Annotated in this window: 21 protein-coding genes and 1 tRNA gene; 13 read left to right on the top strand and 9 right to left on the bottom strand. The window is 74.4% G+C overall.

Annotation, left to right across the window (positions count from 1 at the left end; translation table 11 throughout):
- Positions 1-32 precede the first annotated feature (32 nt).
- Together dcd and ACPC54_RS03630 are read right to left on the bottom strand one after the other, a co-directional pair.
- Positions 33-608, bottom strand: coding sequence for a dCTP deaminase (gene dcd / locus ACPC54_RS03635; RefSeq protein WP_498960786.1), 576 nt, complete (start codon positions 606-608; stop codon positions 33-35).
- A gap of 71 nt (positions 609-679) precedes the next feature.
- Positions 680-901 carry a hypothetical protein gene (locus ACPC54_RS03630; protein WP_078859593.1) on the bottom strand — a complete coding sequence of 74 codons (222 nt, stop codon included), beginning with the start codon at positions 899-901 and terminating at the stop codon, positions 680-682.
- Positions 902-1,177: 276 nt separating this feature from the next.
- Between ACPC54_RS03630 and ACPC54_RS03625 the strand changes: the two genes are divergently transcribed.
- A tRNA-Gly gene (locus ACPC54_RS03625) sits at positions 1,178-1,248 on the top strand.
- Positions 1,249-1,373: 125 nt separating this feature from the next.
- Here ACPC54_RS03625 and ACPC54_RS03620 read toward each other — a convergent pair.
- A complete protein-coding gene (locus ACPC54_RS03620; RefSeq protein WP_498960783.1) occupies positions 1,374-2,471 on the bottom strand; it encodes an acyltransferase family protein in 1,098 nt (365 codons plus the stop codon).
- A gap of 556 nt (positions 2,472-3,027) precedes the next feature.
- Between ACPC54_RS03620 and ACPC54_RS03615 the strand changes: the two genes are divergently transcribed.
- Positions 3,028-3,384, top strand: a complete 357-nt coding sequence (locus ACPC54_RS03615; RefSeq protein ID WP_498960781.1) for an ArsR/SmtB family transcription factor — start codon at positions 3,028-3,030, stop codon at positions 3,382-3,384.
- A 131-nt stretch (positions 3,385-3,515) separates the two neighbouring features.
- Positions 3,516-4,865: an MFS transporter gene (locus tag ACPC54_RS03610; RefSeq protein ID WP_498960779.1), complete on the top strand. Its 1,350-nt coding sequence runs from the start codon at positions 3,516-3,518 to the stop codon at positions 4,863-4,865.
- 51 nt (positions 4,866-4,916) lie between these two features.
- On the opposite strand, the gene ACPC54_RS03605 is transcribed toward ACPC54_RS03610, so the two are convergent.
- The gene (locus ACPC54_RS03605) at positions 4,917-6,038 is read right to left on the bottom strand and encodes a glycosyltransferase (protein WP_498960777.1); all 1,122 of its coding nucleotides are present in this window, start codon (positions 6,036-6,038) and stop codon (positions 4,917-4,919) included.
- Positions 6,039-6,424: 386 nt separating this feature from the next.
- Between ACPC54_RS03605 and ACPC54_RS03600 the strand changes: the two genes are divergently transcribed.
- A complete protein-coding gene (locus ACPC54_RS03600; protein WP_498960775.1) occupies positions 6,425-6,946 on the top strand; it encodes a hypothetical protein in 522 nt (173 codons plus the stop codon).
- 521 nt (positions 6,947-7,467) lie between these two features.
- On the opposite strand, the gene ACPC54_RS03595 is transcribed toward ACPC54_RS03600, so the two are convergent.
- Positions 7,468-8,103 (bottom strand): response regulator, encoded by a 636-nt coding sequence (locus ACPC54_RS03595; RefSeq protein ID WP_498960773.1) that lies wholly within the window; start codon positions 8,101-8,103, stop codon positions 7,468-7,470.
- A complete protein-coding gene (locus ACPC54_RS03590) occupies positions 8,100-9,335 on the bottom strand; it encodes a sensor histidine kinase (protein WP_498960771.1) in 1,236 nt (411 codons plus the stop codon). Before ACPC54_RS03590 ends, ACPC54_RS03595 begins: the two co-directional genes overlap by 4 nt.
- 274 nt (positions 9,336-9,609) lie before the next feature.
- On the opposite strand from ACPC54_RS03590, the gene ACPC54_RS03585 reads away from it, so the two are divergent.
- The 7 genes from ACPC54_RS03585 to ACPC54_RS03555 all read left to right on the top strand — a co-directional run bounded on the left by ACPC54_RS03585 (position 9,610) and on the right by ACPC54_RS03555 (position 16,161).
- Positions 9,610-10,170, top strand: a complete 561-nt coding sequence (locus tag ACPC54_RS03585) for a GlcG/HbpS family heme-binding protein (protein WP_498961541.1) — start codon at positions 9,610-9,612, stop codon at positions 10,168-10,170.
- A 190-nt stretch (positions 10,171-10,360) separates the two neighbouring features.
- Positions 10,361-10,786 (top strand): YunG family protein, encoded by a 426-nt coding sequence (locus ACPC54_RS03580; RefSeq protein WP_498960769.1) that lies wholly within the window; start codon positions 10,361-10,363, stop codon positions 10,784-10,786.
- 146 nt (positions 10,787-10,932) lie between these two features.
- Entirely contained in the window at positions 10,933-11,817 is an 885-nt protein-coding gene (locus ACPC54_RS03575; protein ID WP_498960767.1) for an NAD(P)-dependent oxidoreductase, read from the top strand.
- 102 nt (positions 11,818-11,919) lie between these two features.
- The gene (locus ACPC54_RS03570; protein WP_498960765.1) at positions 11,920-12,495 is read left to right on the top strand and encodes a flavodoxin family protein; all 576 of its coding nucleotides are present in this window, start codon (positions 11,920-11,922) and stop codon (positions 12,493-12,495) included.
- Between the two features lie 297 nt (positions 12,496-12,792).
- Positions 12,793-13,914 carry an LPXTG cell wall anchor domain-containing protein gene (locus ACPC54_RS03565; RefSeq protein WP_498960763.1) on the top strand — a complete coding sequence of 374 codons (1,122 nt, stop codon included), beginning with the start codon at positions 12,793-12,795 and terminating at the stop codon, positions 13,912-13,914.
- Between the two features lie 161 nt (positions 13,915-14,075).
- Positions 14,076-15,308: a hypothetical protein gene (locus ACPC54_RS03560; RefSeq protein WP_498960761.1), complete on the top strand. Its 1,233-nt coding sequence runs from the start codon at positions 14,076-14,078 to the stop codon at positions 15,306-15,308.
- A 79-nt stretch (positions 15,309-15,387) separates the two neighbouring features.
- Entirely contained in the window at positions 15,388-16,161 is a 774-nt protein-coding gene (locus tag ACPC54_RS03555; protein ID WP_498960759.1) for a MerR family transcriptional regulator, read from the top strand.
- A 16-nt stretch (positions 16,162-16,177) separates the two neighbouring features.
- Here the strand turns inward: ACPC54_RS03555 and ACPC54_RS03550 are convergent, their stop codons facing one another.
- Positions 16,178-17,155: a helix-turn-helix domain-containing protein gene (locus ACPC54_RS03550; RefSeq protein ID WP_498961539.1), complete on the bottom strand. Its 978-nt coding sequence runs from the start codon at positions 17,153-17,155 to the stop codon at positions 16,178-16,180.
- Between the two features lie 311 nt (positions 17,156-17,466).
- Here ACPC54_RS03550 and ACPC54_RS03545 point away from each other — a divergent pair, with 311 nt between their 5' ends.
- Positions 17,467-18,165, top strand: coding sequence for an RNA polymerase sigma factor (locus tag ACPC54_RS03545; protein ID WP_498960757.1), 699 nt, complete (start codon positions 17,467-17,469; stop codon positions 18,163-18,165).
- Positions 18,162-19,532 (top strand): hypothetical protein, encoded by a 1,371-nt coding sequence (locus ACPC54_RS03540; RefSeq protein WP_498960755.1) that lies wholly within the window; start codon positions 18,162-18,164, stop codon positions 19,530-19,532. Before ACPC54_RS03545 ends, ACPC54_RS03540 begins: the two co-directional genes overlap by 4 nt.
- A 56-nt stretch (positions 19,533-19,588) precedes the next feature.
- Here the strand turns inward: ACPC54_RS03540 and ACPC54_RS03535 are convergent, their stop codons facing one another.
- A complete protein-coding gene (locus ACPC54_RS03535; protein ID WP_498960753.1) occupies positions 19,589-21,088 on the bottom strand; it encodes an aminopeptidase P family protein in 1,500 nt (499 codons plus the stop codon).
- 125 nt (positions 21,089-21,213) lie between these two features.
- Positions 21,214-22,647: a PP2C family protein-serine/threonine phosphatase gene (locus tag ACPC54_RS03530; RefSeq protein WP_498960751.1), complete on the bottom strand. Its 1,434-nt coding sequence runs from the start codon at positions 22,645-22,647 to the stop codon at positions 21,214-21,216.
- Between the last annotated feature and the right edge of the window lie 414 nt (positions 22,648-23,061).

Genomic DNA, 23,061 nt, shown 5'->3' with positions numbered 1-23,061 from the left:
GGCCGCCGCCCGCCGTGCGTGCTCCGGGGTCGTCAGACCTCGCTGCGGTGGAAGTTCAGGTACGAGCGGGACGGCGTCGGGCCGCGCTGGCCCTGGTAGCGCGAGCCGTAGCGCTCCGAGCCGTACGGGTGCTCCGAGGGCGAGGACAGCCGGAACAGGCACAGCTGCCCGATCTTCATGCCCGGGTACAGCTTGATCGGCAGCGTCGCGACGTTCGACAGCTCCAGCGTCACGTGACCGCTGAAGCCCGGGTCGATGAAGCCCGCCGTGGAGTGCGTCAGCAGGCCCAGCCGGCCCAGGCTCGACTTGCCCTCCAGCCGGGAGGCCACGTCCTCGGGCAGCGTGATGACCTCGTACGTCGAGGCCAGCACGAACTCGCCCGGGTGCAGGATGAACGCCTCGTCGCCCTCCGGCTCCACCAGCCGGGTCAGGTCCGGCTGCTCCTCGGAGGGGTCGATGTGCGGGTACTTGTGGTTCTCGAACACGCGGAAGAAGCGGTCGAGGCGCACGTCGATACTCGACGGCTGGATCATCGACGGGTCGAACGGGTCGATGACCACCCGGCCCAGGTCGATTTCGGTCCGGATGTCCTTGTCAGAGAGCAGCACGCTTCGAGGTTACGTGCACGGCAGGGCCCCGGACGAATCCGTCCGGGGCCCGTTCCGCTCTCCGTCCGTCCTCAGGCGAGGAACTCCGCGGCCTCCAGCCGCATCGCCCGGGCCAGTTGCGCCCCCGACAGCTCCCGCACGTCGGCCAGCACCGAACTCCGCAGCCGTCCGCACTGCGGGCAGCGGATCAGCCGCCCGGGCCCGAGCCGCCCGGGCCCGAGGTTCTGCATCGGAAACGTGGTGGTGCTGAACAGGTGCCCCTCGGCACAACGAACGACGGCGCGCTGCTCCATCGATCCCCTTCCCATCCCTAACCCAGTACTCACCCGTACTCACGCGCCCCGGCGACCAGGCCCCGGGACAGCGTCACATTAGGGGATGCTCCGGACATTCCGCACCATGGCTCGCCGCCCCTGACCCCACCCGCCGGAGCACTCGCACGCGGCCCACACAGTACGCCCCGCACCCGCCTCCGACCGGCTCCGCCACCTCCCCGAACCACCCGTGCGACCACAGTCGCGGATGGGGTAAGGTGGCACCAGATCGAGGCGTCTCTGACGGCTCGTCAGGCGGGCGTAGTTTAATGGTAGAACATGAGCTTCCCAAGCTTAGAGCGCGAGTTCGATTCTCGTCGCCCGCTCCGTACCGAAAGCCGCAGGTCACATGACCTGCGGCTTTTGTGTTGTCCGGGGCTTCGCGGCGGACGGGCGGGGCGGACGGGCCCGGCCGGTGAGCGGTCGGCCGGGCCCGTTCCGATGCGGGCGGTTACGCCTCGCGGGCCTGCGCCGGGGCGTCGGCGGGTTGCCTCGGGTGCCGGTCGAGGGCCTGGCCGAGGGCGCGGTCGAGGCGGCGGCGCAGGGCCCGGCCGGCGGGCTTCTCGACCACGTGGTGGATCGCCGCGGCCAGCAGGAGCATCGAGACGGTGGTGAGGGCGAGACGGCCCCACGGGCCGAGCCAGTGGGCGTGCACGGTGAGCTCGGTGCCCATCGGCAGGCCGAGACTCTGGTGGATCAGGTAGAAGGGGTAGGTCAGCGCACCGGCCGTCATGAGCCAGCGCCAGCGGACGCGGGCGAGCGGGCCGATGGTGGCCAGCAGCAGGAGGGCCAGGAAGGCGGTCAGCAGGGCGCTGGCGACGGTCCAGGAGCAGAGCGCCTTGGATCCCCATTCCTGGTAGTGGCCCGACAGCCGGACGGGGAGCATGGTCAGCTCGTAGCACCAGGCGAAGCCGAGCAGGATCCAGAGCATCAGGTTCTGCCCGAAGCGGTACATGAGGTAGACCGCGATGCCGGCGACGAACAGGCCGGCGTACTGGCTGAGGACGAGGTCGTCCAGGAACTTGCTCTTCGTCTCCGAGGTGACGATCCCGGCGGCGAGCCAGATCACGCAGAACCCCATGACCCGGTGGTAGGTGGTGCCGAAGGCCAGGAGGACGGCCATCAGGAGGTAGAAGTGGGCCTCGACCGCGAGGGTCCAGGCGACGCCGTCCAGGAGGCCGGCGTGGAGGGCGTCGGGGAACATGGTCAGGTTGGCCAGGACGATCCGGGGGTGGATCACCGAGGCGACGTCGTGGGTCTGCATGGGGATCAGCGCGATCCTGGCCACGATCAGGGCGAGGGCGCACCAGTAGGCCGGGTAGAGCCGGGATATTCGGGACACGGCGAACTGTCCGGCCGTGCGGCCCCAGCTGCTCATGCAGATGACGAACCCGCTGATGAGGAAGAAGGCCTCGACGCCGAGCCAGCCGTACATCGAGGCGCGGTGCAGCGAGTGGGCGAAGTCCTTCGGGGACGGCCCCCACTGGTTGGGCGGGATCGCGCTCAGGTAGTGGAATCCCGCGACGGCGAGCGCGGCGAGCAGCCGCATGCCGTCGACGACGGCCAGCCGGGCTCCGGGCTCACCCCGGCGACGGCCTTCGACCGGGGCGCCTGCCGGGGCGGGACCGTTCCGGTCCGGCCGGCGGATCGGCGGCGACGTGGGCGCATCAAGCACTGGCGGGAGTCCGATCGTGTCGAGACGCCCGCTCTCGCCCGGGGCCACAGACGAGGGTCATGGGCGTAAGGGAACTGTGATGCCTCTCAGCCGCTGCACGGGCACGCCACCTGCGGGCTGATCAACCGTGCGCGTATCTTATGACAACGAATGTTCGACCAAAGCCGGGGCGGCGGTTCTCGTCGCCCGCCCCCACCGCCGACAGCCGCAGGCCATGTGACCTGCGGCTTTCGTGTCTCCCGGGGGAGCGGCGGGGCTCAGGGGGTGATGCCGGCGGCGATGGGGCGGACGGCGGGAGGGCCGGCGGGAGGGCGGCGCGGAGTGGCGGCCGTGGGGCCCCGGCGGCCCGCTCAACAGTCCCTGCCCGAAGGCCGCCCGGCCCGCCCGCCGGTGTGCGCGCGGGCGGCGGGTGCGGGCCTACGATGAGGCGATGGACACCCGCACCCAGGTCGCAGATGCCTCCCATGCGCATCAGCCCGTGGACGGCGAGCGGCTGGACGTCGCCGCCTCGATCCTGGCGCTGCTCGCGGACCGGACCAGGCTGGCCCTGATGGAGCGGCTCGGCCGGGGCGAGGCGGACGTGTCCACCCTGGTCGAGGCGACCGGCGCCGCCCGGCCCTCGGTCAGCCAGCACCTGGCCAAGCTGCGCCTCGCCGGGCTGGTCGCCACCCGTAAGGACGGCCGCCGGGTCGTGTACTCGCTGCGCCACGGCCATCTGCGCCGCCTCGTCGACGAGGCGCTGAACGTCGCCGACCACCAGGTCGGTTCGCTCCCGCCGCACGACTGACCGCTCCGGCGGCGGGCCCGCCACCGCCGTCCCCGGCTCGTCGGGGGACCGCCTTGGCCAACATGTGCATCCATGCGCACTCATTGATTACGATGGACGGGCCACGCCACTCCGATCCGGGGAGCGCGCCCATGCTGACCGTGCTGCGCAACCGCACCTACCGCCACCTGTTCACCGCCCAGGTCGTCGCCCTGGTCGGCACCGGCCTTGCGACGGTGGCGCTGGCCCTGCTCGCGTACGACATCGCCGGAGCCGACGCGGGCGCCGTCCTCGGCACCGCCCTCGCGATCAAGATGGCCGCCTACGTGGCCGTCGCCCCGATCGCGGGCGCGCTCGCCGGGCGGATCCCCCGCCGGGCGCTGCTGGTGGCGATGGACCTCACCCGGGCCGGCGTCGCGCTCGCGCTCCCGTTCGTGGACCAGGTCTGGCAGGTCTACCTGATGGTCTTCCTGCTGCAGGCCGCCTCCGCGGCGTTCACGCCGACCTTCCAGGCGACCATCCCGCACGTGCTGCCCGCCGAGCGCGACTACACCAACGCGCTGTCCATGTCCCGGCTCGCCTACGACCTGGAGTCGCTGTTCAGCCCCGCCCTCGCGGCCGTGCTGCTCACCCTGGTCTCCTACAACTGGCTGTTCGCCGGCACGGGCCTCGGCTTCCTCGCCTCCGCCGCCCTGGTCCTGTCCGCCGTCCTGCCCAAGGCCCCGGCCGAGGAACGCACCGGCGGCGTCTACGCGAAGGCGCTGTCCGGCTCCCGGTTGTTCCGGGTCACCCCGCGGCTGCGGGCGCTCCTGGCGCTGGACCTCGCGGTCGCCGCCGCCGGGGCGATCGTCTTCGTCAACACCGTCGTGGTGGTCCGCGAGCACTTCCAGCGGCCCGCCGGAGCAGTCTCCCTCGCCCTCGGCGCGTACGGTGCCGGGTCCATGCTGACCGCTCTGCTGCTGCCCCGGCTGCTCGCCCGGGTCAGCGACCGGGCCGTGATGCTGCCCGCCGCCCTCGCCCTGCCCGCCGTCCTCGGCGCCACCGCGGTGATCACCGCGGCGGCCCCCGGGGCGGGCACCTGGCTCGCGCTGCTGGCCGCCTGGGCGCTGATCGGTGCCGCGAGCTCCGCCGTCCTCACCCCCGGCGGGCGGGTGGTGCGCCGCTCCGCCGGCGACGCCGAACTGCCCGCCGCGTTCGCCGCCCAGTTCTCCCTCTCGCACGCCTGCTGGCTGCTCACCTACCCGCTGGCCGGCTGGCTGGCCGCGGGCGCCGGCCTTCCCGTCACCGCCCTCGTCCTCGGCGCCGTCGCCCTCACCGCGGCGCTCGGCGCGGTGCGGCTCTGGCCCCGGCACGACCCGGACGCCCTCGACCACGTCCACACCGACCTGCCGGCCGGCCACCCCCACCTGGTCGAGGCCCACCGCTCCCCGACCGGCGCCTGGAGCCACGGCCACCACTACGTGATCGACCGGAACCACCGCAGCTGGCCCCGCCACGCCTGACCGGCGACGGCCCCGTAAAGGTCGGGGCCGTCGCGGGTGCGCCCGGGCGGCTCAGCGGCGGGTGGCGAGGGCCTCGAAGGTGGGGACGAGGTCGGCGGGCGTGGGGAGCGCGGTGTTGGCCGCCCGGACGTCCTCGGCGGCGCCCCGCAGGGCCGGGTCGGTGAGGAGCCGGTCGAGGACCGCGGCGTCGACGTCGGCCGAGCTGGAGCGCAGCCCGATGCCGGCCTCGACGAGGGCGTCGGCGACCATGAAGTTGTCGGCGCCCTGGGGGAGGACGAGCTGGGGCAGCCCGGCGTCCAGCGTGGTGAGGGTGGTGCCCGCGCCGCCGTGGTGGACCACGGCGTCGGAGTGCCGGACGAGGGCGGCGAGCGGGATCCACGGCACCGGGCGGACGTTGGCGGGCAGGGTACCGAGCGTGCCGAGGTCGGCGTCGCCGACCGCGAGCAGGAACTCGGCGTCGACGGCGTCCGCCGCCTCGACCAGCCGGGCCACGCCGCCGACGCCGTTGACGCCGGCGACCACCGAGCCGAGCGTGATCAGGACGCGCCGCCGCTCGGCCGGGCGCAGGAACTCGGCGGGTACCACGCCGGTGCCGTTGTACGGGATGTAGCGGGCGCGCAGCCCCTCCGGGTCACCGCCGATCGGGCCGACGTTGAGCACGGTGGACTCGGCGGGGCCGGCCACGCCGTGCTGCTCGTAGAGGTCGGCGAGCTTGGTGGTGAAGCGGGCGACCGTGTCGCGACCGGACGGGATGCCGTAGTTCTGCAGCACCAGCGGGATCTTGAGCTTGGCCGCCACCAGCGGGGCGACGGCCTGGTAGGCGGCGTGCACCAGCAGGTCGGCGCCCCAGTCGGCCGCCGTGGCGAGCAGCCCTTCCAGGGCGGGGCGGGAGGCGTACGCGAAGCCGCCGGCGGCCATGTCCAGGATCTCCTCCTGGGTCATGTCCTGGCCGCCGTAGGTCATCGGCCGCCCGCCCCGGTGCTCGCTGAACAGCTGGCGCAGTTCGCGGCCGTCGCCGATCTCGACGGTCGGGAAGCCGGAGGTCAGCAGCGGGTCCATCGGGCGCTGCCCGGCGAACAGGACGTCGTGGCCGACGGCGCGGAGTGCCTGGGCGAAGGGCACCATCGGGAACAGGTGGCCGGGCGAGGCCGGGCCGGTGAAGAGGATGCGCATGGTGGTGGTCTCCCTGCCGCGCCGGGGCGCGGGCTGCGTGGAGTGGTCAGGGTCGTCGGATCGTCGCGATCAGGGCAGTCTCACTTTCGGAAGTGATGTCAGGTCAATTCGATTCCGATCGGGATGGACGTGAATCGGCCATTCTGCGACGGTACTTGTCACCGGCATCGGGCGCTGCTCGGCGGCCGGAGGTGAGGGGATGGTGAGGGGTGGAACTGCCTGTCCGCGCCCGCCGTCCAAGCAGTGACGGAATCCCTGCCCGGAGCGAACTCCGGGAGGAGACGGAGGGCCCTGTGCAGTCAGGTGGTGCCGAGCTGAACCTCGGCTTCCCGGGCGGTTGTTGCGGAAACGGGTCCGGCGGTGTGCTCGGCGGAGCGCTCGGGGGAATGACGGGCCGGGCGTCCTGCGGCGCGTCGTCCGGGGCGGCGCCGGCCCTCTCCGGCGGGTCGCCGGTGGCGGTGGTGAAGGCCCAACTGGCCGCCGCCGAGCGGTGCGAGACGCTGCTGGAGGACACCCTGGACGCCATCGACCCCGCGCCGGCCTGGCGGTCGAGCGCGCCCGTCGCGGGAGTGCGGCTGCCGCGGCCCGGGCGGGAGTCGGGGGCGTGCTGGTACGTCGGCCGCGGGCGGGACCTGCTCACCGTGGTCTCGCTGCACCGGCGGGCGGAGCTGGTGGGCGTGGTGGAGCGGTACTGGCGGCGGCGCGGCTGGACGATCACCTCGCGCAACGCCGTCCAGGAGGCTCCGGGGGTCGCCGCCGCGACCCGGGACGGCTACCAACTGGCGTTCCGCTTCGGCGATCTGGGACAGGCGCGACTGGCGGCCGGGTCGTCGGGCGCGGCCTGCGCCGAGCACGGCCCCGCGGTGCTGCCGGAGGCGCGCTGCTCCTACTGGAGCTCGATGGGCTGAACCGGGCGCGGGGCGCGGGGCTCGGACGCGCGGCCGAACGCGGCACGGGGCCCGGGCCGGTTGAACCGGGGGAGGCGTGGAACGAGCCCCCCGGTCTCGTTCCACGCCGCCTCGCTGCGCGGCTTCGGCGCTGCCGCTCCCCCCGACCCCCCGGCGGCTGCGCCGATCCCCCCTGGCTTTTCACTCTCCGGCGAGAGTCGTCCGCACAGGCCTCGGCGAGCCCCTACCCCCCAGGGCGTCGTTGGTATCACGCTAACAAACCGCGTGGTTGGTTTGTCAATAGTGATGTCCACGAAACTTCCACAACTGGGGAGGCCTCGATCGGTCGCCTCGCAGGACGTCGGGGCAGGTGGGCGCGGGTGCCGCACGGCCCGGCCCGGACCGGCCGCACCTCCCGCCCCCGTGCCCGGACCCCGGCGCACCGCCACGGAATCCGACACTCCGAGCATCATCGCAGCACGCAGTGACACCGCGCGAGTGCTTAACGCGAGCAACCGCCCCCGGCCGGCGTGACCTTCGGCTCACCGCAGCAGCCGGCGCTCCTTGGCCACCGCCACCGCACCCGACCGGGTGTCCACGCCCAACTTGTCGTAGATCCGCCCCAGGTGCGTCTTCACCGTGGCCTCGCTGATGAACAGCGCCCGCGCGATCTCCCGGTTGCCCAGTCCCTGGGCCAGCTGCGCCAGGATGTCCTGCTCGCGCTCGGTGAGCTGCGGCGCGGGCGCCCGCAGCTGCGCCATCACCCGGGAGGCGACCGGCGGCGAGAGCACCGTACGGCCCAGGGCGGCGGCGTGGACGGCGGCGAACAGCTCCTCCGGCCGCTCCGCCTTGAGCAGGTAGCCGGTGGCGCCCGCGGCGATCGCCCGGGTGATGTCGGCGTCGGTGTCGTAGGTGGTGAGCACCAGGACGTGCGGCCCGCCGGGGGCGGCGGTGATCCGCCGGGTGGCCTCCACGCCGTCGATGCCGTCGCCGAGCTGGAGGTCCATCAGCACGACCTGCGGCGCCAGCCCGGCGGCCAGCGCGACGGCCTCCTCCCCGGTGCTCGCCTCGCCGACCACCTCGATGTCGCCCGCGCTGGCCAGCAGGGCCCGCAGCCCGGCGCGGACCACCGCGTGGTCGTCGCAGACCAGCAGCCGGACGGGGGAGGGGCTGTTCATCGGTGCTCCAGGTGCTCCAGGGGGACGGCGGCGGAGACGACGGTGCCCTCGCCGGGGGTGCTCTCGACGGTCAGCGTGCCACCCAGCTGCCGCAGCCGGGCGCGCATCGCGGGCAGCCCGTACCCGCGCCCGCCGCCCGTCCCGGCCGCTGACGGGTCGAAGCCCCGTCCGTCGTCGGCGACGTCCAGCACGGCCTGGTCGCCGAGGAAGGACAGCGTGATCGCGGCCGCCGAGGCCCCGGCGTGCTCCCTTGCGTTGGCCAGCGCGCCCTGGGCGATCCGCAGCAGCGCGGCCTGCACGGCGGCCGGCAGCGGCACCGGCGTGCCGTCCAGGTGGAACCGGACCGGCAGTCCGCTCTCCGCCGACTCCCGCCCGGCCAGAGCCCGCAGCGCCCGGTCGAGGGCGCCGCCCTCGGCCAGCTCGGCCGGCGCGAGGTCGTGGACGAAGCGGCGGGCCTCGGCGAGGTTCCGGGCGGCCACCCCGGCGGCGGTGCGCACGTGGGCCCGGGCGGTCGCCGGGTCGGCGTCCCAGATGCGCTCGGCCGCCTGCAGCAGCATCTGCTGGCTGGACAGGCCCTGCGCCAGGGTGTCGTGGATCTCCATGGACAGCCGCTGGCGCTCGGCCAGGGTGCCCTCCCGCCGCTCGGTGGCGGCGAGTTCGCGCCGGGTGCGGACCAGGTCGGCGATCAGCGCCCGCTGCCGGGCCGCCTGCCGGGCCATGAACAGGAAGACGCCGGTGGCGAGCGCGGCCACCGCGGGCGGCAGCAGCACGAGCGTGGCGTCGGCGCCGTCCGGCAACCGGATCTCGGCGATCACCACCAGCAGCGTCAGGGCGGCGACCAGCGGGATCGCGGCCTTCGCCGGGAGCACCCGCAGCGCGCTGTAGACCAGCGGGACGGCGCACCAGGCGAAGCTCGGCGCGAGCAGCACCAGCACCACCCACAGCGCGACCACCAGCGCCAGCGGCCACCGCCGCGGCCGGCCGCCCGGCGCGGGCGGGTGGCGGTGGGCGAGCCAGGAGCCGGCCGGCTGGGCGACGGCCAGGGCGGCGCTCAGGCCGATCACCCAGGGGACGCCGGGGCGGTCGGCGTGGTGGGTGAGGTAGCGGCTGAGCGCGGCGGCGAGCAGCAGCAGGAACGCGGAGTCGAGCAGCAGCGCCAGCCGCCCCGCGTCCGGGTCGCCGGCGTCGCGCCCGCCGGCGGGCGGTCCGGCGGCGGGGCGGGGCTGTGGCACGGGTGGCTCCAGACGACGGGCGCGCGGCGGCTCCGACCTGCGCCGATTCCTCGATGGTGACCCGATCGGCCCGGCCCCGCATCAGCCGATCGGTGGACGGCGGTGTCCTCCATCATGCCCGGACGGTCGCGCCGGACCGTCGATCCGGCGGGCCCGGAACCGGCCGGAGGATCGAAGCGGAGCCGGGCGGTCCCCCCGCCGCCCGGCCGCCGAACCCGTACCGGCCGTCACCGGCCCCACCGGCCCCGCCGAGGAGCAGACCGTGCAGAACACCCTGAAGAAGACCTCCGTCCGCACCCGGGTGCTGACCGGCGGCGTCGCCGTCGCCGCGCTCGCCGCCGCTGCCGTGGGCGCCGTCTCCGCCAGCGCCGAGACCACCGACACCCCGACCGCGCCGGCCGCCGTCAAGGCCGACACCCAGAACCGGAACCTCGCCGAGACCACCGGCCTGACCATCGACGCCGCCACCCGCGCCGCCCAGGCCGCCCTGGACGCGGCGACCAAGGCCGGCCAGCACGTCTCGGTCGCCGTCGTCGACCGGGACGGCGTCGTCCGGGTCCTGCTCAAGGGCGACGGCGCCGGCCCGCAGGCGCCCGAGTCCGCGCAGCGCAAGGCCTTCACCGCCGTGTCCTGGAACGCCCCGACCTCGGAGCTGGCCAAGCGGCTGGCCCAGGCCCCGAACCTGAAGGACATCCCGGGCACGCTGTTCCTGGCCGGCGCCGCCCCGGTGCAGTCGAAGGGCGCCCCGGTCGCGGGCATCGGCGTCGCGGGCGCGCCGAGCGGCGACCTGGACGAGCAGTTCGCGCAGGCCGGCGTCGCCGCCCTGGCGAAGTGACGCACGGCCGGCCGGTCCGCTCCCCGCCCCCGGGGCGGACCGGCCGGCCGGGCGCGTGGTGGCGGGCCGCCGCGCCCGCAACCGCCGGACCCACTCGTTCGGGTGAACGCCGGAAGGGTCGCCGCAGAACAGCGGGTGACCCTTCGAAAAGCCGCTCCCGCTGTCAGTGCCGCGTGGCAGGCTTCCCGGTATGACGGCGTGGACCCTCAACGACATCGAACGTGCGATCCGCTCCTCCTGGGGTGTCGACACCTGTGCGCCCGAGGACCTGGCCCACTGGCGTCCCGACAATCCCGCCCGCGGCCAGTGCGGCGTGACGGCCATGGTCGTGCACGACCTGCTCGGCGGCGAGCTGATGATGGGCGAGGTGCACGTCGGCGGGGTCCGGACGGACCTCCACTGGTGGAACCGCTTCGCCACCGGCGTCGAGATCGACCTCACCCGCGAGCAGTTCGGGCCGGACGAGCTGGTCGGCCCCGGCCGTCCGGTCGCCCGCCCGGCCCGTCCCGGCCGGCTCCAGGCCCAGTACGAGCTGCTGCGCCACCGGGTGGTCACCGAGCTGGAGCGCGGCGCCGCCGCGGACCGCGCCTGGGCCCAGGCCCGCGCCTGCGCGTGACGCCCCCGGCCCGCCGCGCCCGCCCGCGTGGGACGCCCCCTGCCGCCGAGCGCTCCTGACGTACAGTCGGCCGCGAACGGACGGACGGCCGGGGAGGCCGCCCGGGCTGTGCCGCCCGGACGGCCGCGAGCACGGGAGAGTTGCGGATGAGCGGGTCGACGATCGGCTTCGTGGGGCTGGGCGCGATGGGGCGCGGCATGGCGGGCAGCCTGCTGCGGGCCGGCCACGCCGTCCGGGTGTGGAACCGCTCGCCCGAGCCGGTGGCCGCCCTGGTGGCCGAGGGCGCCGAGCCGGCCGGTTCCCTGGCCGAGGTGTTCGCCGCGGACACGGTGGTCTCCATGCTCGCCGACGACGCGGCGGTCGAGCGGCTGCTGCTCGACCCGGCCCTGCTGGCCGGCGCCAAGGCGAGCCTGCACGTCAACATGGCCACCGTCTCGCTCGCCCTCGCCGAGCGCGCCGAGGCGCTGCACACCGAGCACGGCATCGGCTACGTCGCCGCGCCCGTCCTGGGCCGGCCGCCGGTCGCGGCCGCCGGGCGGCTGAACATCCTGGCCGCCGGCGACAGCGGCCTGCTGGCCCGTGCCGAGCCGCTGTTCGCGGCGATGGGGCAGCACACCTGGCACTTCGGCGAGCGGCCGAGCCAGGCGAACACCACCAAGATCAGCGTCAACTTCCTGCTGGCCTGCGCGATCGAGTCGATGGCCGAGGCGTGCGCCCTGGCGGAGGCCAACGGCGTCCGGCCGACCGACCTGATCGACCTGCTCACCGGCACCCTCTTCCCCGGGCCGGTGTACTCCGGCTACGGCGCGATGGTCGCCGAACGGCGCTACGAGCCGGCCGGGTTCCGGCTGCCGCTCGGCCTCAAGGACGTCGGCCTCGCGCTCGACGCCGGGGCCGCCGCCACCGTTCCACTGCCGTTCGGCAGCGTGCTGCGTGACGCCTTCCTGGACGCGCTGGCGCACGGCGACGGGGACAAGGACTGGGCCGCCGTCGCGTCCGTCGCCCGCCGCCGGGCCGGACTGCCCGAGTAGCGGCTCCGCGAACGCGGCCGTCCGGGCGGCGCGGGCGCGGAATATCCGGCGTGCGGCGGGCGCTCGCACCTCCGTTCGTCTCAGCAGACCGGGGGAAACACCATGACCGACCAGCCGCACGCCACCGGGCCCGCCCGCTCCTTCCTGTTCCTGGAGGCGAGCTCGCGCGGCGAGGGCAACACCGTGCAGCTCGCCCGACTGGCCGCCGAGGCCGGCCTGCCCGCCGGAGCCGAGCAGCGCTGGCTGCGGCTGGACGACCACCCGCTGCCGCCCTACCAGGACCTGCGGCACGCGGACGGCGGCCACCCCGAGCCGGCCGGCCACCTGCGGACGCTGCTGGACGCCACCCTGGCCGCCACCGACCTGGTCCTCGTCGCGCCGCTGTACTGGTACACGCTGCCGACCAGCGCCAAGCTCTACCTCGACCACTGGACGGGCTGGCTGCGGGCCCCCGGTGTGGACTTCCGCGCCCGGATGAACGGTCGCACCCTCTGGGGCGTCACCGTCCTGGCCGACGGGCCGGAGAAGGCCGAGCCGATGATCGGCACCCTCCGGCTGACCGCCGACTACATGGGGATGCGCTGGGGCGGCGTCCTGCTCGGCAACGGCAGCCGCCCGGGGGACGTGCTGCGCGACGAGCGGGCCATGGTCGCGGCCAAGTCGTTCTTCGCGGGCTGAGCGGGCTGAGCGGGCCGACCGGCGACTTCCGGCCACCGCGAGTCGTGCGGTACGGTCCTCCGGGCGTGTACCCGTCACGTTCGGTGGCCGTCCGGTGAAGGGCAAAAGCCTTACCGATGGACGGAGTTGGACGTATCGGACGCCCCCGGCCCCGGAGCGCTCCCCGGGCGGGCCCCCGGCTTCCGGAGTGGCCGGATCGTTGGGTAATCTCCGTCGAACTTCAAGCTTCGCGGGGGGCGCAGCGCCCGTGGCCACCCTCCCGCCCGGGCCTCGCCCGGAAACTTCCGTGAGGTCTCCTTGTCCATACGTCGCAGTCTCGCCCTGGCCGGCGCCGCCGCGCTCGCCTCCTCGCTCGTGCTGGCCGGCGCCCAGGGTGCCATGGCGGTCGGCGCCACCAGCAGCCCGACCACCGCCGCCCCGCAGGCCGACACGTCCTCGGCCGCGAAGCTGGACCTCTCCGTCGACGGCGTCCCCGGCTCCTTCATCGCCGGTGGCGGCGGCCGGATGTTCACCTTCGAGGCGGAGAACAACACCAAGCACGACTTCGTGCTGTACCCGATGCTGAAGTTCAAGAGCCGGGCGGGCGAGCTCCTGCCGAAGGACCTCAAGGTCGAGTACCAGCTGCCCAACGAGGACTGGCGCACCGCGGTCGTCGCCCCCGACGCGAGCGGGGAGAAGAAGGACTCCGTCCTCATCCTGCTCGGCACCCTCGGCGACGACGGCAACCCCGTCCCCGGTGACCTGCTGGCCGTGAACCACGGCAAGACCCTGAAGATCGACGTCAAGGTCTCCTTCGGCTCGGACGCCCCGCTCGGCAAGGCCGGCGTCGTCCCGGTCGCCTTCTCGGCCCAGCTCGACGACGACAGCCACCTGCCCGTCGACAACGGCCACCTGAGCTGCGACGGCGGCTCGCGGTTCGTGATCAAGGCCCAGGGCGGCGGCGGCAAGCCGACCCCCACCCCGACCCGCACCGGCAAGCCCACCCCGACCCCGTCGCAGACCGGCACGCCGACCCCGACCATGACGGCCACCCCGACCCAGACCCCGACCGCCACCGCGACGCCGACCCCGACCGCGACGGCCACCTCGACCCCGTCGCAGACGCCGACCGCCACCGCGACGCCCACCACCCCGGGGACGCCCACCGGCCCGGCGACCACCCCGGCCGCGAGCACCAGCGGCGACGCCGGCGGCCCGATCGACTTCCCGGTCGAGCCCCCGGTGATCACCCCGCCGAAGCTGCCGGCCGACGCCGTCACCAAGGCCAAGGCCAAGGCCGACACCAACGACAAGGCGCTGGCCCAGACCGGTGGCGGGGACGACACCACCGCGATCGCCGCGACCGGTGCCGCCGTCCTGGCCGCCGGTGCCGGCACCCTCGTGCTGCTGCGCCGCCGCAAGGCCGGCCGGCAGGCCTGATCCCACCGGGAGCCTCCCCGCGGCCGGAACACCGGCCGCGGGTGACCGCCGCGCCCGCCCGCCCGTCCTCCGGGACGGGTGAGGCGGGCGGCACGGGCCGTGTTCCTCGGTCACATAGGATGTCCGGCCGAGGGGGGCGGAACCGGCGGGGAGAGGTACAGGTGCGGGGAGCACGCACGGCACGGGCCACCACCGACTACGACGCGGCGACCGGGCGCATCGCCGGGCTGCCGCTCCGCAGACACCACGTGCTGCTGGTCGCGTGGACGGTGCTCTGGTTCTTCCTGGTCGAGCCCAGCGGCGGGTTCTCCTGGCACTACCTGCGCCAGGGTGAGCAGCTGCTCTTCTCCGGCCAGCCGGACGGCGGCCTGGCGCTCTACGCCCACCACCCCGAGCTGCAGATCGGCCCGGTGAGCCTGGCCGCGGCCCGTCTCACCGCCCCCTTCTCGCCGCACACCGGCCAGCTGATCGCCGAGGCGGCCAGTGCCGCGCTCGGCCTGGTGATGCTGGTGCTGATCGGCCGCACCGCCGCCCTGCACTACCTGGGCACCGGCACCAACCACCGCCGGCTGCAGCAGCGCCTGCTGATCGCGGGGCTGGCGTTCATCCCCATGTGGGTCGAGGTCTCGGTCCGCTTCGCGCACCTGGACGACGTCCTCGCGCTGTTCTTCACCACCCTCGCCGCGCACGCCCTGGCCCGCGGCAAGCCCGTCCAGGTCGCGCTGTTCCTCGCCCTGGCGGTCGACTCCAAGCCCTGGGCGATCGCCTTCGCCCCGCTGCTCCTGGCGCTGCCCCGGCGCACCTGGCTGCGCGCCGGGTTCTGGTTCTGCGCGCTGGTGGCGGTGGCCTGGCTGCCGTTCTACCTGGGCGACCTGGACACCGTGGCGGCCGCCAAGTTCACCATCCCCAACCAGCCCGCCTCCGCGCTGCGCTGGTTCGGGGTGACCGACCCGGCCACCCCCTGGTGGGACCGCCCGACCCAGTTCGCGCTCGGCATCGGCCTGGGCTGCCTCGCGGTGTGGCGCGGCCGCTGGCCGGCCGTGGTGCTGCTCGGCGCGGACGCCCGCATCCTGCTCGACCCGAGCGTCTACACGTACTACACGGCCTCGATCCTGCTCGGCACGCTGCTCTGGGACGCGGTCGGGCAGAAGCGGCTCGTCCCGTGGTGGAGCTGGATAGCGCTGGCCGCGCTGTACGGCGGCACGCTGTTCCTGCCCACCGACGCGGCCCGCGGCTTCGTCCGGCTGGCCTTCGTGGTGGTCTCGGCGGTGTACGTGCTGTGCTGGCCCACCCAGCGCACCCGCCGCCCGCGGTCCCCGCGGAAGGCGGACGGCGCCGGATCGCGCCGGGGCGGCCGGCGGCGCGAGCGCGAGCTGGTGGGCGCGGGCGCCTGACGGCTTCCGCGGAAGCGGCTTGACCCTCACGCGACGTGAGAGCGGAGGGTTGTGGTCAGCACCAGGGAGGAGTCGAGGGATGAACGAGGACGGCTACGCGGTCGGCGCCGTGGCGAAGATCGCCAAGGTGACCGTCCGCACCCTGCACCACTACGACGAGATCGGTCTGCTGTCCCCCGCGGGCCGCACCCGGGCCGGCTACCGCCGGTACGTGGACGCCGATCTCGACCGGCTGCAGCAGATCCTCTTCTACCGCGAACTCGGCTTCCCGCTGGACGAGATCGCGGCGATCCTGGACGACCACTCGGTCAGCCCGACCGAGCACCTGCGCCGGCAGCACGAGCTGCTGACCGGCCGGATCCGTCACCTCCAGGACCTCGCCGCAGCCGTCGAACACGCCATGGAGGCACGCAGGATGGGCATTCAGCTGACCCCGGAGGAGAAGTTCGAGATCTTCGGCGAGGGCTACCAGGAGGACTGGGAGCAGGAGGCCGAGCAGCGCTGGGGCGACACCGAGGCCTGGGCCGAGTCGCAGCGCCGCACCGGCGGCTACACCAAGGCCGACTGGCAGCGGATCCAGGGCGAGATGACCTCGCTCAACACCCGCCTGGCCGAGGCGCTGGCGGCCGGCGAGCCGGCCGACGGCCCGGTGGCCACCGGCCTCGCCGAGGAGCACCGGCAGCACATCTGCCGGAACTTCTACGACTGCACGTTCACCATCCACCGCGGCCTGGCCGGCCTGTACGTCTCGGACCCACGGTGGACCAAGACCTACGAGGACGTCGCCCCCGGCCTGACGCAGTGGCTGCACGACGCCATCGTCGCCAACGCCGACCGGCGCGAGAACGCGTAGCCGCCGCCGGACCGGTTCAGGCCACCCCGCGCCCGAAGGAGCGCCGGTAGGCGGTCGGGGAGGTGCGCATCACCCGGCCGAAGTGGTGGCGGAACGTCGCGGCGCTCTCGAAGCCGACCGCCGCGGCGATCTCCTCCACCGTCCCGTCCGGGGCCTCCAGCAGCGGCAGGCTGGCCGCGATGCGCTGGGTGACCACCCAGCGCATCGGGCTGGTGCCGTTGCGGGCGGTGAAGTGCCGCAGGTACGAGCGGTCCGACATGCGGGCGGCGTGGGCCAGCTGCGGGATGGTCAGCGGGGACGCCAGGTGGTCCAGCGCCCACTGCATGCTGCGGGCGATCCCGTCGTCCTCCGGCTCGACGCCGGGCACGGCCGCCTCGATGAACTGGGCCTGCCCGCCGTCCCGGTGCGGCGGCACCACGAACCGCCGGGCCACCGTGTTGGCCACCTTGGCGCCGTGGTCCCGCCGCACCAGGTGCAGGCACAGGTCGATCCCGGCGGCGCTGCCCGCGCTGGTCAGCACGTCGCCGTTGTCCACGTACAGCACGTCCGGGTTGACCCGCACCTGCGGGTGGCGCTGCTGGAGCAGGTCGGCGTACCGCCAGTGGGTGGTGGCCTCCTTGCCGTCCAGCAGCCCGGCGGCGGCCAGCGCGAAGGCGCCCGAGCAGATCGAGACGATCCGGGCGCCGCGCTCGTGCGCCGTCCGCAGCGCCGCGACCAGCCCGGGGGAGACCGCGCCGCCGAAGGCGTTGGGCACCCCGGGGACCACCACGGTGTCGGCCGCGGCGAGTTCGTCCAGCCCGTGCCGGGCGGTCAGCGCGAAGCCGCCCACCGCCTCCAGCGCCGTTCCGGGCCGGTCGGCGCACACCTTCAGTCCGTACCAGGGCGCCGCCAGCAGCCCGCCCAGCTCGGGCCGGGCCAGCCCGAACACCTCGACCACGACGCCGAGTTCGAACGGGGCCATGCCGTCGAAGGCGTACACCGCCACGTCGTGCACCGGCTCCGGACGCCGCCCGATGGCGACGGCCACCGGCCCGGTCCGGGGCACCGGGTTCCCGTTGTGCTGCTCGGCCATACGAACCCCCTGCTCACGGGTGGCGGAACGCCGGTGAGTGTAGCCGCCCGGCCGCCCCGGAACTTTTCTCGAATCGCCCTGCAACCTCCACGCCCGCCACACGTCCATTGGTACGGGGGCGGAGGGAGCCCGGCGGAGCGCAGCTGCGAGCATCTCTCCGATCGCGATCTTGATCAGGTGATCTGACGGTCCGGCACCAGCCGTCACCGTCCCGGGGGAAAGCAGAACCGCTCATGTCCATGGCCATCGGGCCGATCGCCGCGCCAACGGGGTGGCGCGGTATCTCCCTTCGCGGAGTCCGCGGAGCGGTCGCCGCGCTGTTCGGCGCTCAGGAGGCCGGTGAGCCGACTGCCGCCGTCGCCGCCGACCACACCACCGACCAGCAGGCGGCGCAGCGCCGCTCCGGTTTCCGGCTGCTGCGCGGCGGGCGCAAGCCCGCGGAGGACCGGCCCACCCTGACCGACCTGTACCACGCCCACCGGCTCGGCCTGGTCCGGATGGCCGTGCTGCTGGTCGACCACCAGGACCTCGCCGAGGACGTCGTCCAGGAGGCCTTCACCCAGCTCTACCAGCGCCACGGCGAGCAGCTGGACGACCTCGACAACGCGCTCGGCTACCTGCGGACCTCGGTGGTCAACGGCGCCCGCTCGATGCTGCGCCGCCGCAGGACCGCCCGCGAGTACGTGCCCCCGCACGAGGCGGACGCCCCCTCCGCCGAGGACCACGCGGTGCTCAACGACGAGCACCGGCGAGTGCTCGTCGCCCTGCAGGAGTTGACCACCCGCCAGCGCGAGGTGCTGGTGCTGCGCTACTGGTCCGACATGTCGGAGGCGCAGATAGCCGAGACCCTGGGCCTGTCCCGGGGCGCCGTGAAGTCCACCGCCAGCAGGGCCCTGGACGCCCTGGAGAAGCACCTGGAGAAGGTTCGATGACCGACAAGTCCACTCCCCGGACTGGCGGTGACGACGGTTCGGCCGAGACCCCGACCGAACGGCTGCTGCGCGAGGCGATGAGCGCCAGAACGTCCCTGATCACCGCCCACGACCTGCGCCCGGCCGCGCCCCCGCGCAGCCGGATCCGCCGACTGCGCCCGGTGTACGCCGTCACCGTGCCGCTGCTCGGCCTGGCCGCCGCCGCGGCGATCGGCGTGGTCACCCTGCACGGCAGCCCGGTCGCCGACCGCGAGACCCCGCCCCCGGCGGCCACCCTGACGGCCTCGCCCAGCCCGACCGCCACGCCCACCACCACCCCGACGCCGACCCCCACGGCCACCGAGACCCCGACCGCCACCGAGACCCCGGGCGACGCCCCCACGACCGACACCCCGCTGGCCGACGTCACCCCGACCACCCCGGCGAAGTCGTACACCTTCCGCGGCGTCAAACTGCGGATCCCGGCCGGCTGGCGAGCCGTACCCGCCGACCCGGCGAGCTACCACCTCTGCATCCTGTCCCCGGGGGCGCCGCAGGGCGCCACGGAGCGGGACTGCCAGCCGTACGGGGTGGACCTGGCGGCCTTCGACGGCGAGTCGCAGATCTGGCCGACGACCGGTGACCTCGATGACGACGGCGGTTGGGGTCACCAGCCCTACTGCCCGATCTGGGGCAATCCACATCAAGCCGGCGGTGGCGAGATCACCTACAGCAGCCCGGTGAAGAGCACGCCCACCGTCTCCGGCCGCCCGGCCCGCAAGTCGACCTGGCAGGTGTCCTGCGGCAAGTCGCCCTTCAGGGCCCAGATCTGGGCCCTGCCCAAGGACCAGGTGTTCGTCTCGGCGGTCGGTCTCAAGGCCGACTACCAGGACGACCTGCAGTCGATCGTCGACAGCCTGGACGTCAGCGGCCATGCCTCGCCCTACACGCAGAGCGTCAGCGTGTCGGTGGCCGGGCTCAAGTCCGGCCAGCAGGTGCCGAACGACGGGACGCCGGTGGAGTTCTCGGCCACCTTCAAGAACAACGGCACGAAGAAGCTGACCGGAGCGAAGGCCGTGGTCTTCCAGGAGGGCTACCCGGGGGTGAACCCCGGTGAGCCGATGCCGGGCACGCTGGAGCGCAAGGACGGCGCGGACTGGAAGTCCTTGAACCTCAACACCCTCCTGTCCCTCTCGGCCCTGGACACCGGCGTGCCGGTCGATCTGGACCCCGGCCAGAGCATCACGGTGAACTACCGGCTCAAGCTGACCCCGCAGAACGGCCCGGGGACCTTCCCGCTGACCGTGCGCCTGGCCGTTCCCGTCAACGACAGCTACAACGTTCCCGGAGACACCGTGGTCAACGTCCAGGTGGTCGCCGCCAAGTAGCACGCGAAGGCCCGGCCTCCCCGTCGCGGGGAGGCCGGGCCTTCGTGATCACCGGGTCAGGCCAGCGAGGCCATCCACGCCTCGACCTCGTCGGCGCGGCGCGGCAGCCCGGCCGAGAGGTTCTCGTTGCCGTCCGCGGTGACCAGGATGTCGTCCTCGATCCGGACGCCGATGCCGCGGTACTCCTCCGGCACGGTCAGGTCGTCCTGCTGGAAGTACAGGCCGGGCTCGACGGTGAGCACCATGCCGGGCACCAGCAGCGCGTCGACGTGCTCCTCGCGGCGCGAGTGGGCGCAGTCGTGGACGTCCAGGCCGAGCATGTGGCCGGTGCCGTGCAGGGTCCAGCGGCGCTGCAGGCCGAGCTCCAGGACCTTCTCGACGTCGTACACCGAGGCGTCCAGCAGGCCCCAGGCGAGCAGCCGCTCGGCCAGGACGCGCTGCGAGGCCTCGTGGAAGTCGCGGAAGCGGGCGCCCGGCTTCACGGCCGCGATGCCGGCCTCCTGGGCGTCGTACACCGCGTCGTAGATCTTCCGCTGCAGCTCGTCGAAGCGCCCGTCGATCGGCAGGGTGCGGGTGACGTCGGCGGTGTACAGGGTGTGGGTCTCCACGCCGGCGTCGAGCAGCAGCAGCTCGCCGGGGCGGACGTCGCCGTCGTTGCGGACCCAGTGCAGGGTGGTGGCGTGCGGGCCGGCCGCGGCGATGGTGCCGTAGCCGACGTCGTTGCCCTCGACGCGGGCGCGGCGCCAGAAGGTGCCCTCGATCCAGCGCTCGGAGGTGGCGACGGCCTGGCCGAGTTCGCGGACGACGTCGGTGAAGCCCTTGACGGTGGCGTCGCAGGCGGCGCGCAGCTCGCCGATCTCCCACTCGTCCTTGACCAGGCGCAGGCCGCTCAGGAACTCCTTCAGCTCGGCGTCCCGGTCGGCGTCCAGCACCTCGGCCAGCGCGGCCTCCAGACCGGCGTCGTAGCCGCGGACGATGCGGGTCGGCACGGCGGAGTCGGCGGCCCGCTCGGCCAGCTCCTCGGCGGCCTTGCGGACGTCGCGGGCGGCCAGGCCGAGCAGCTGCTCCTGCTCGGTGAGGCTGTGCCGGCGGCCGACCCACAGCTCGCCGTAGCCGTCGAGCCAGAACTCGCCGTTCTCGCGGTTCGAGCGGGGCAGCAGGTAGAGGGTGAACGCGTGGCCGGCGTCGCCGGTCGGCTCGGCGACGAGCACCGCGTCCTCGGTCTGGTCACCGGTGAGGTGCACGTACTCGCTGGCGGCACGGAAGCTGTAGTCGGTGTCGTTCGCGCGCACCCGCAGGTTGCCGGCCGGGACGACCAGGCGCTCGCCGGGGTAGGCGGCGGACAGCGCGGCGCGGCGCTCGGCGGCGTAGGGGGCCTGCGCGACCGGGGTGAGGCCGTGCAGCTCGGTGTCGGCCCAGCCGGACTGCATCGAGGCGGACAGCGCGTCGGAGATCTCGCCGTAGAGCCCGTTCTTGCGGCCCTTGAACTGCTGCGGCTCCTCGCCGCCCTCGGCCTCGGGGTTCTCGGCCACCGCGGGGGTGCGGTCCTCGGTCACGTGCAACGCCTCCTTGGGGGGTGGTACCGCCGCCCTCGGGGGAGGTGTCGGGTCGCGACACGCGCGGGCGGCCGTTCGTCCATGGTACGGACGCCCGGCCGCCCACCGGTTCGGGGTTCGTGCGCCTACTCGAACCGGGCCGCCAGCAGCATCAGGTCGTCGGTGGCCGGCGCGGTGTCCGGGCGGGGGCAGACGGCCAGCAGGTGGGCGCAGAGCCGGCCCGGGTCGATCCGCACGTCGCGCGGGGCGCCGGCGGCGGCCCGGCGCAGGTTGGCCTGCCCGGCGTGCAGGGTCGGGCCGCAGCGGCGGGCCAGGCCCTCGGTGTAGAGCAGCAGGGTGTCGCCGCGCTCGGCGGTGAACTCGACCCCGGGCGCCTCCCAGCAGGCGAGCATGCCGAGCGGCGCGGAGAGCGAGGTCTCGACGAACTCGGCGCCGTGCCGGCCGACCAGGACCGGCGGGCAGTGCCCGGCGCCGGCCAGGGTGATCCGGCGCTCCCCGGGTTCGACCCAGGCGTAGACGGCGGTGGCGGTGCGGGTCGGCTCGGTGGTCTTGAGCAGCAGTTCCAGGTCGCCGAGGACGGAGACCGGGTCCTCGCCCTCCAGCACCGCGTACGCCCGCAGCGCGGCCCGGACCCGGCCCATCGCGGCGGCCGCGCCGGGGGCGGAGCCGGGACCGGCCCCGGGGCCGTCGCCGGAGACCGAGCCCACGGTGAGGCCCATGGTGCCGTCCGGCAGCGGGATCGCGTCGTACCAGTCGCTGCCGCTGGAGCGCTCCAGGCCGGCCGGGACGAGCCGGGCGGCCAGCCGCAGTCCGGGGGTCTGCGGGAGGTGGTCGGGCAGCAGGCCGCGGCGCAGCGCCTCGGTGGTGCGCCGGGTGCGGTCGGCCTCCAGCTGCTTGGCGAGCAGCGGGGCGGCGATCTCGCAGTAGTGGCGGGCGAGTTCGCGCCGGCACTCGGTGGGCTCGGCGGGCTCGTCCCAGAACCAGACGACGGCGGCGAGCGGGCCGTCCTCCTCGGTGGCCAGCGGCAGGCCGTAGCAGCCGCCGAGGCCGAAGTGGCCGGCGAGCTCGCGCAGCCGCTCGCCGATGGCCGGGTCCGCGGTGAGGTCGGTGGAGTGCAGCCGGGCGGGCCGGTCCCGGTCGCGCAGCAGCCGGGCGAGCAGGCTCTGCTCGGGCGGGACGGTCTCCAGGGCGCCGAGGCTGGCCCGGTCGAGGCCGAGGCCGACCGGCTGGCCGGTGCCGCCGCCGGGCAGCCGGGTGACGAGGACGCCGCGGCGGGCGCCGAGCAGGGCGGCGCCGGAGGCGAGGACGGTGTCGAGGGTGGCGTCGAGGCCGCGGGCGCGGGCGAGCTGCTCGGTGTGCTCGTGCAGGCTGGTGATATCGGACAGGCGTCCGGCCAAACGGTCCTGCAGCGAGGCGGACTGCGCGGCGCGGTCGTCCGGCGCGCCCTCCGGCGTGTCGGCGGGGCCCGGGAGGCCCGGCGGGTCGAGGACGGTGAGCCCGCCGGCACAGCCCGGTTCAGCGGGCTCGGAGGGTGTCGTCGACGGGTGGGACTCGGTCATGCCGCCACTCCTGACGCGGTGCTACGTGCCATGCGAAACCCCCAGATAAGGCCAATGTGGAGCGAGCACGGCCTTAGGGCGCGTTTCGCCTCGATTCGCTACTACTCGTCATTGATCGACAGCAATGCCACCACTTCTACACAGGCCATTCGGGGCATGTCCAGATCCAGGACGACGCGGTGGCCGGTTCCACGGCGTTCGCGACCCGGTCGGAGGGCGCGCGCGGAACGCGGGCGCGCCGGTCGGGCCGCGAGGCATGGAGCGGGCATGGAGCGGGCATGGAGCGGGCAGAACCGGGAGGACGGACCGGGCGGCCGTCCGGATCGTATGTCCGCGCCGCCCGCGCACCGGGTCGGCCGGAACTCTCTCACTCGTACGGTGGAACCAATCGCGCCCGGGCGGCGTCCATCCGGT

It is taken from the genome of Kitasatospora sp. NPDC094028 (genome assembly GCF_049543595.1).
In the GTDB taxonomy this organism is placed as follows: domain Bacteria; phylum Actinomycetota; class Actinomycetes; order Streptomycetales; family Streptomycetaceae; genus Kitasatospora.
The sequence above is the reverse complement of the archived record's forward strand: the minus strand, read 5'-3'. Positions and strand labels throughout refer to the sequence as shown.

Excerpts from the sequence above, each read along its gene's own strand:
- ACPC54_RS03630 (WP_078859593.1), bottom strand. The coding sequence starts at position 901 with ATGGAGCAGCGCGCCGTCGTTCGTTGTGCCGAGGGGCACCTGTTCAGC.
- ACPC54_RS03620 (WP_498960783.1), bottom strand. The coding sequence starts at position 2,471 with ATGCGGCTGCTCGCCGCGCTCGCCGTCGCGGGATTCCACTACCTGAGC.
- ACPC54_RS03615 (WP_498960781.1), top strand. The coding sequence starts at position 3,028 with ATGGACACCCGCACCCAGGTCGCAGATGCCTCCCATGCGCATCAGCCC.
- ACPC54_RS03610 (WP_498960779.1), top strand. The coding sequence starts at position 3,516 with ATGCTGACCGTGCTGCGCAACCGCACCTACCGCCACCTGTTCACCGCC.
- ACPC54_RS03605 (WP_498960777.1), bottom strand. The coding sequence starts at position 6,038 with ATGCGCATCCTCTTCACCGGCCCGGCCTCGCCCGGCCACCTGTTCCCG.
- ACPC54_RS03600 (WP_498960775.1), top strand. The coding sequence starts at position 6,425 with ATGACGGGCCGGGCGTCCTGCGGCGCGTCGTCCGGGGCGGCGCCGGCC.
- ACPC54_RS03595 (WP_498960773.1), bottom strand. The coding sequence starts at position 8,103 with ATGAACAGCCCCTCCCCCGTCCGGCTGCTGGTCTGCGACGACCACGCG.
- ACPC54_RS03580 (WP_498960769.1), top strand. The coding sequence starts at position 10,361 with ATGACGGCGTGGACCCTCAACGACATCGAACGTGCGATCCGCTCCTCC.
- ACPC54_RS03575 (WP_498960767.1), top strand. The coding sequence starts at position 10,933 with ATGAGCGGGTCGACGATCGGCTTCGTGGGGCTGGGCGCGATGGGGCGC.
- ACPC54_RS03570 (WP_498960765.1), top strand. The coding sequence starts at position 11,920 with ATGACCGACCAGCCGCACGCCACCGGGCCCGCCCGCTCCTTCCTGTTC.
- ACPC54_RS03555 (WP_498960759.1), top strand. The coding sequence starts at position 15,388 with ATGAACGAGGACGGCTACGCGGTCGGCGCCGTGGCGAAGATCGCCAAG.
- ACPC54_RS03545 (WP_498960757.1), top strand. The coding sequence starts at position 17,467 with ATGTCCATGGCCATCGGGCCGATCGCCGCGCCAACGGGGTGGCGCGGT.
- ACPC54_RS03540 (WP_498960755.1), top strand. The coding sequence starts at position 18,162 with ATGACCGACAAGTCCACTCCCCGGACTGGCGGTGACGACGGTTCGGCC.
- ACPC54_RS03530 (WP_498960751.1), bottom strand. The coding sequence starts at position 22,647 with ATGACCGAGTCCCACCCGTCGACGACACCCTCCGAGCCCGCTGAACCG.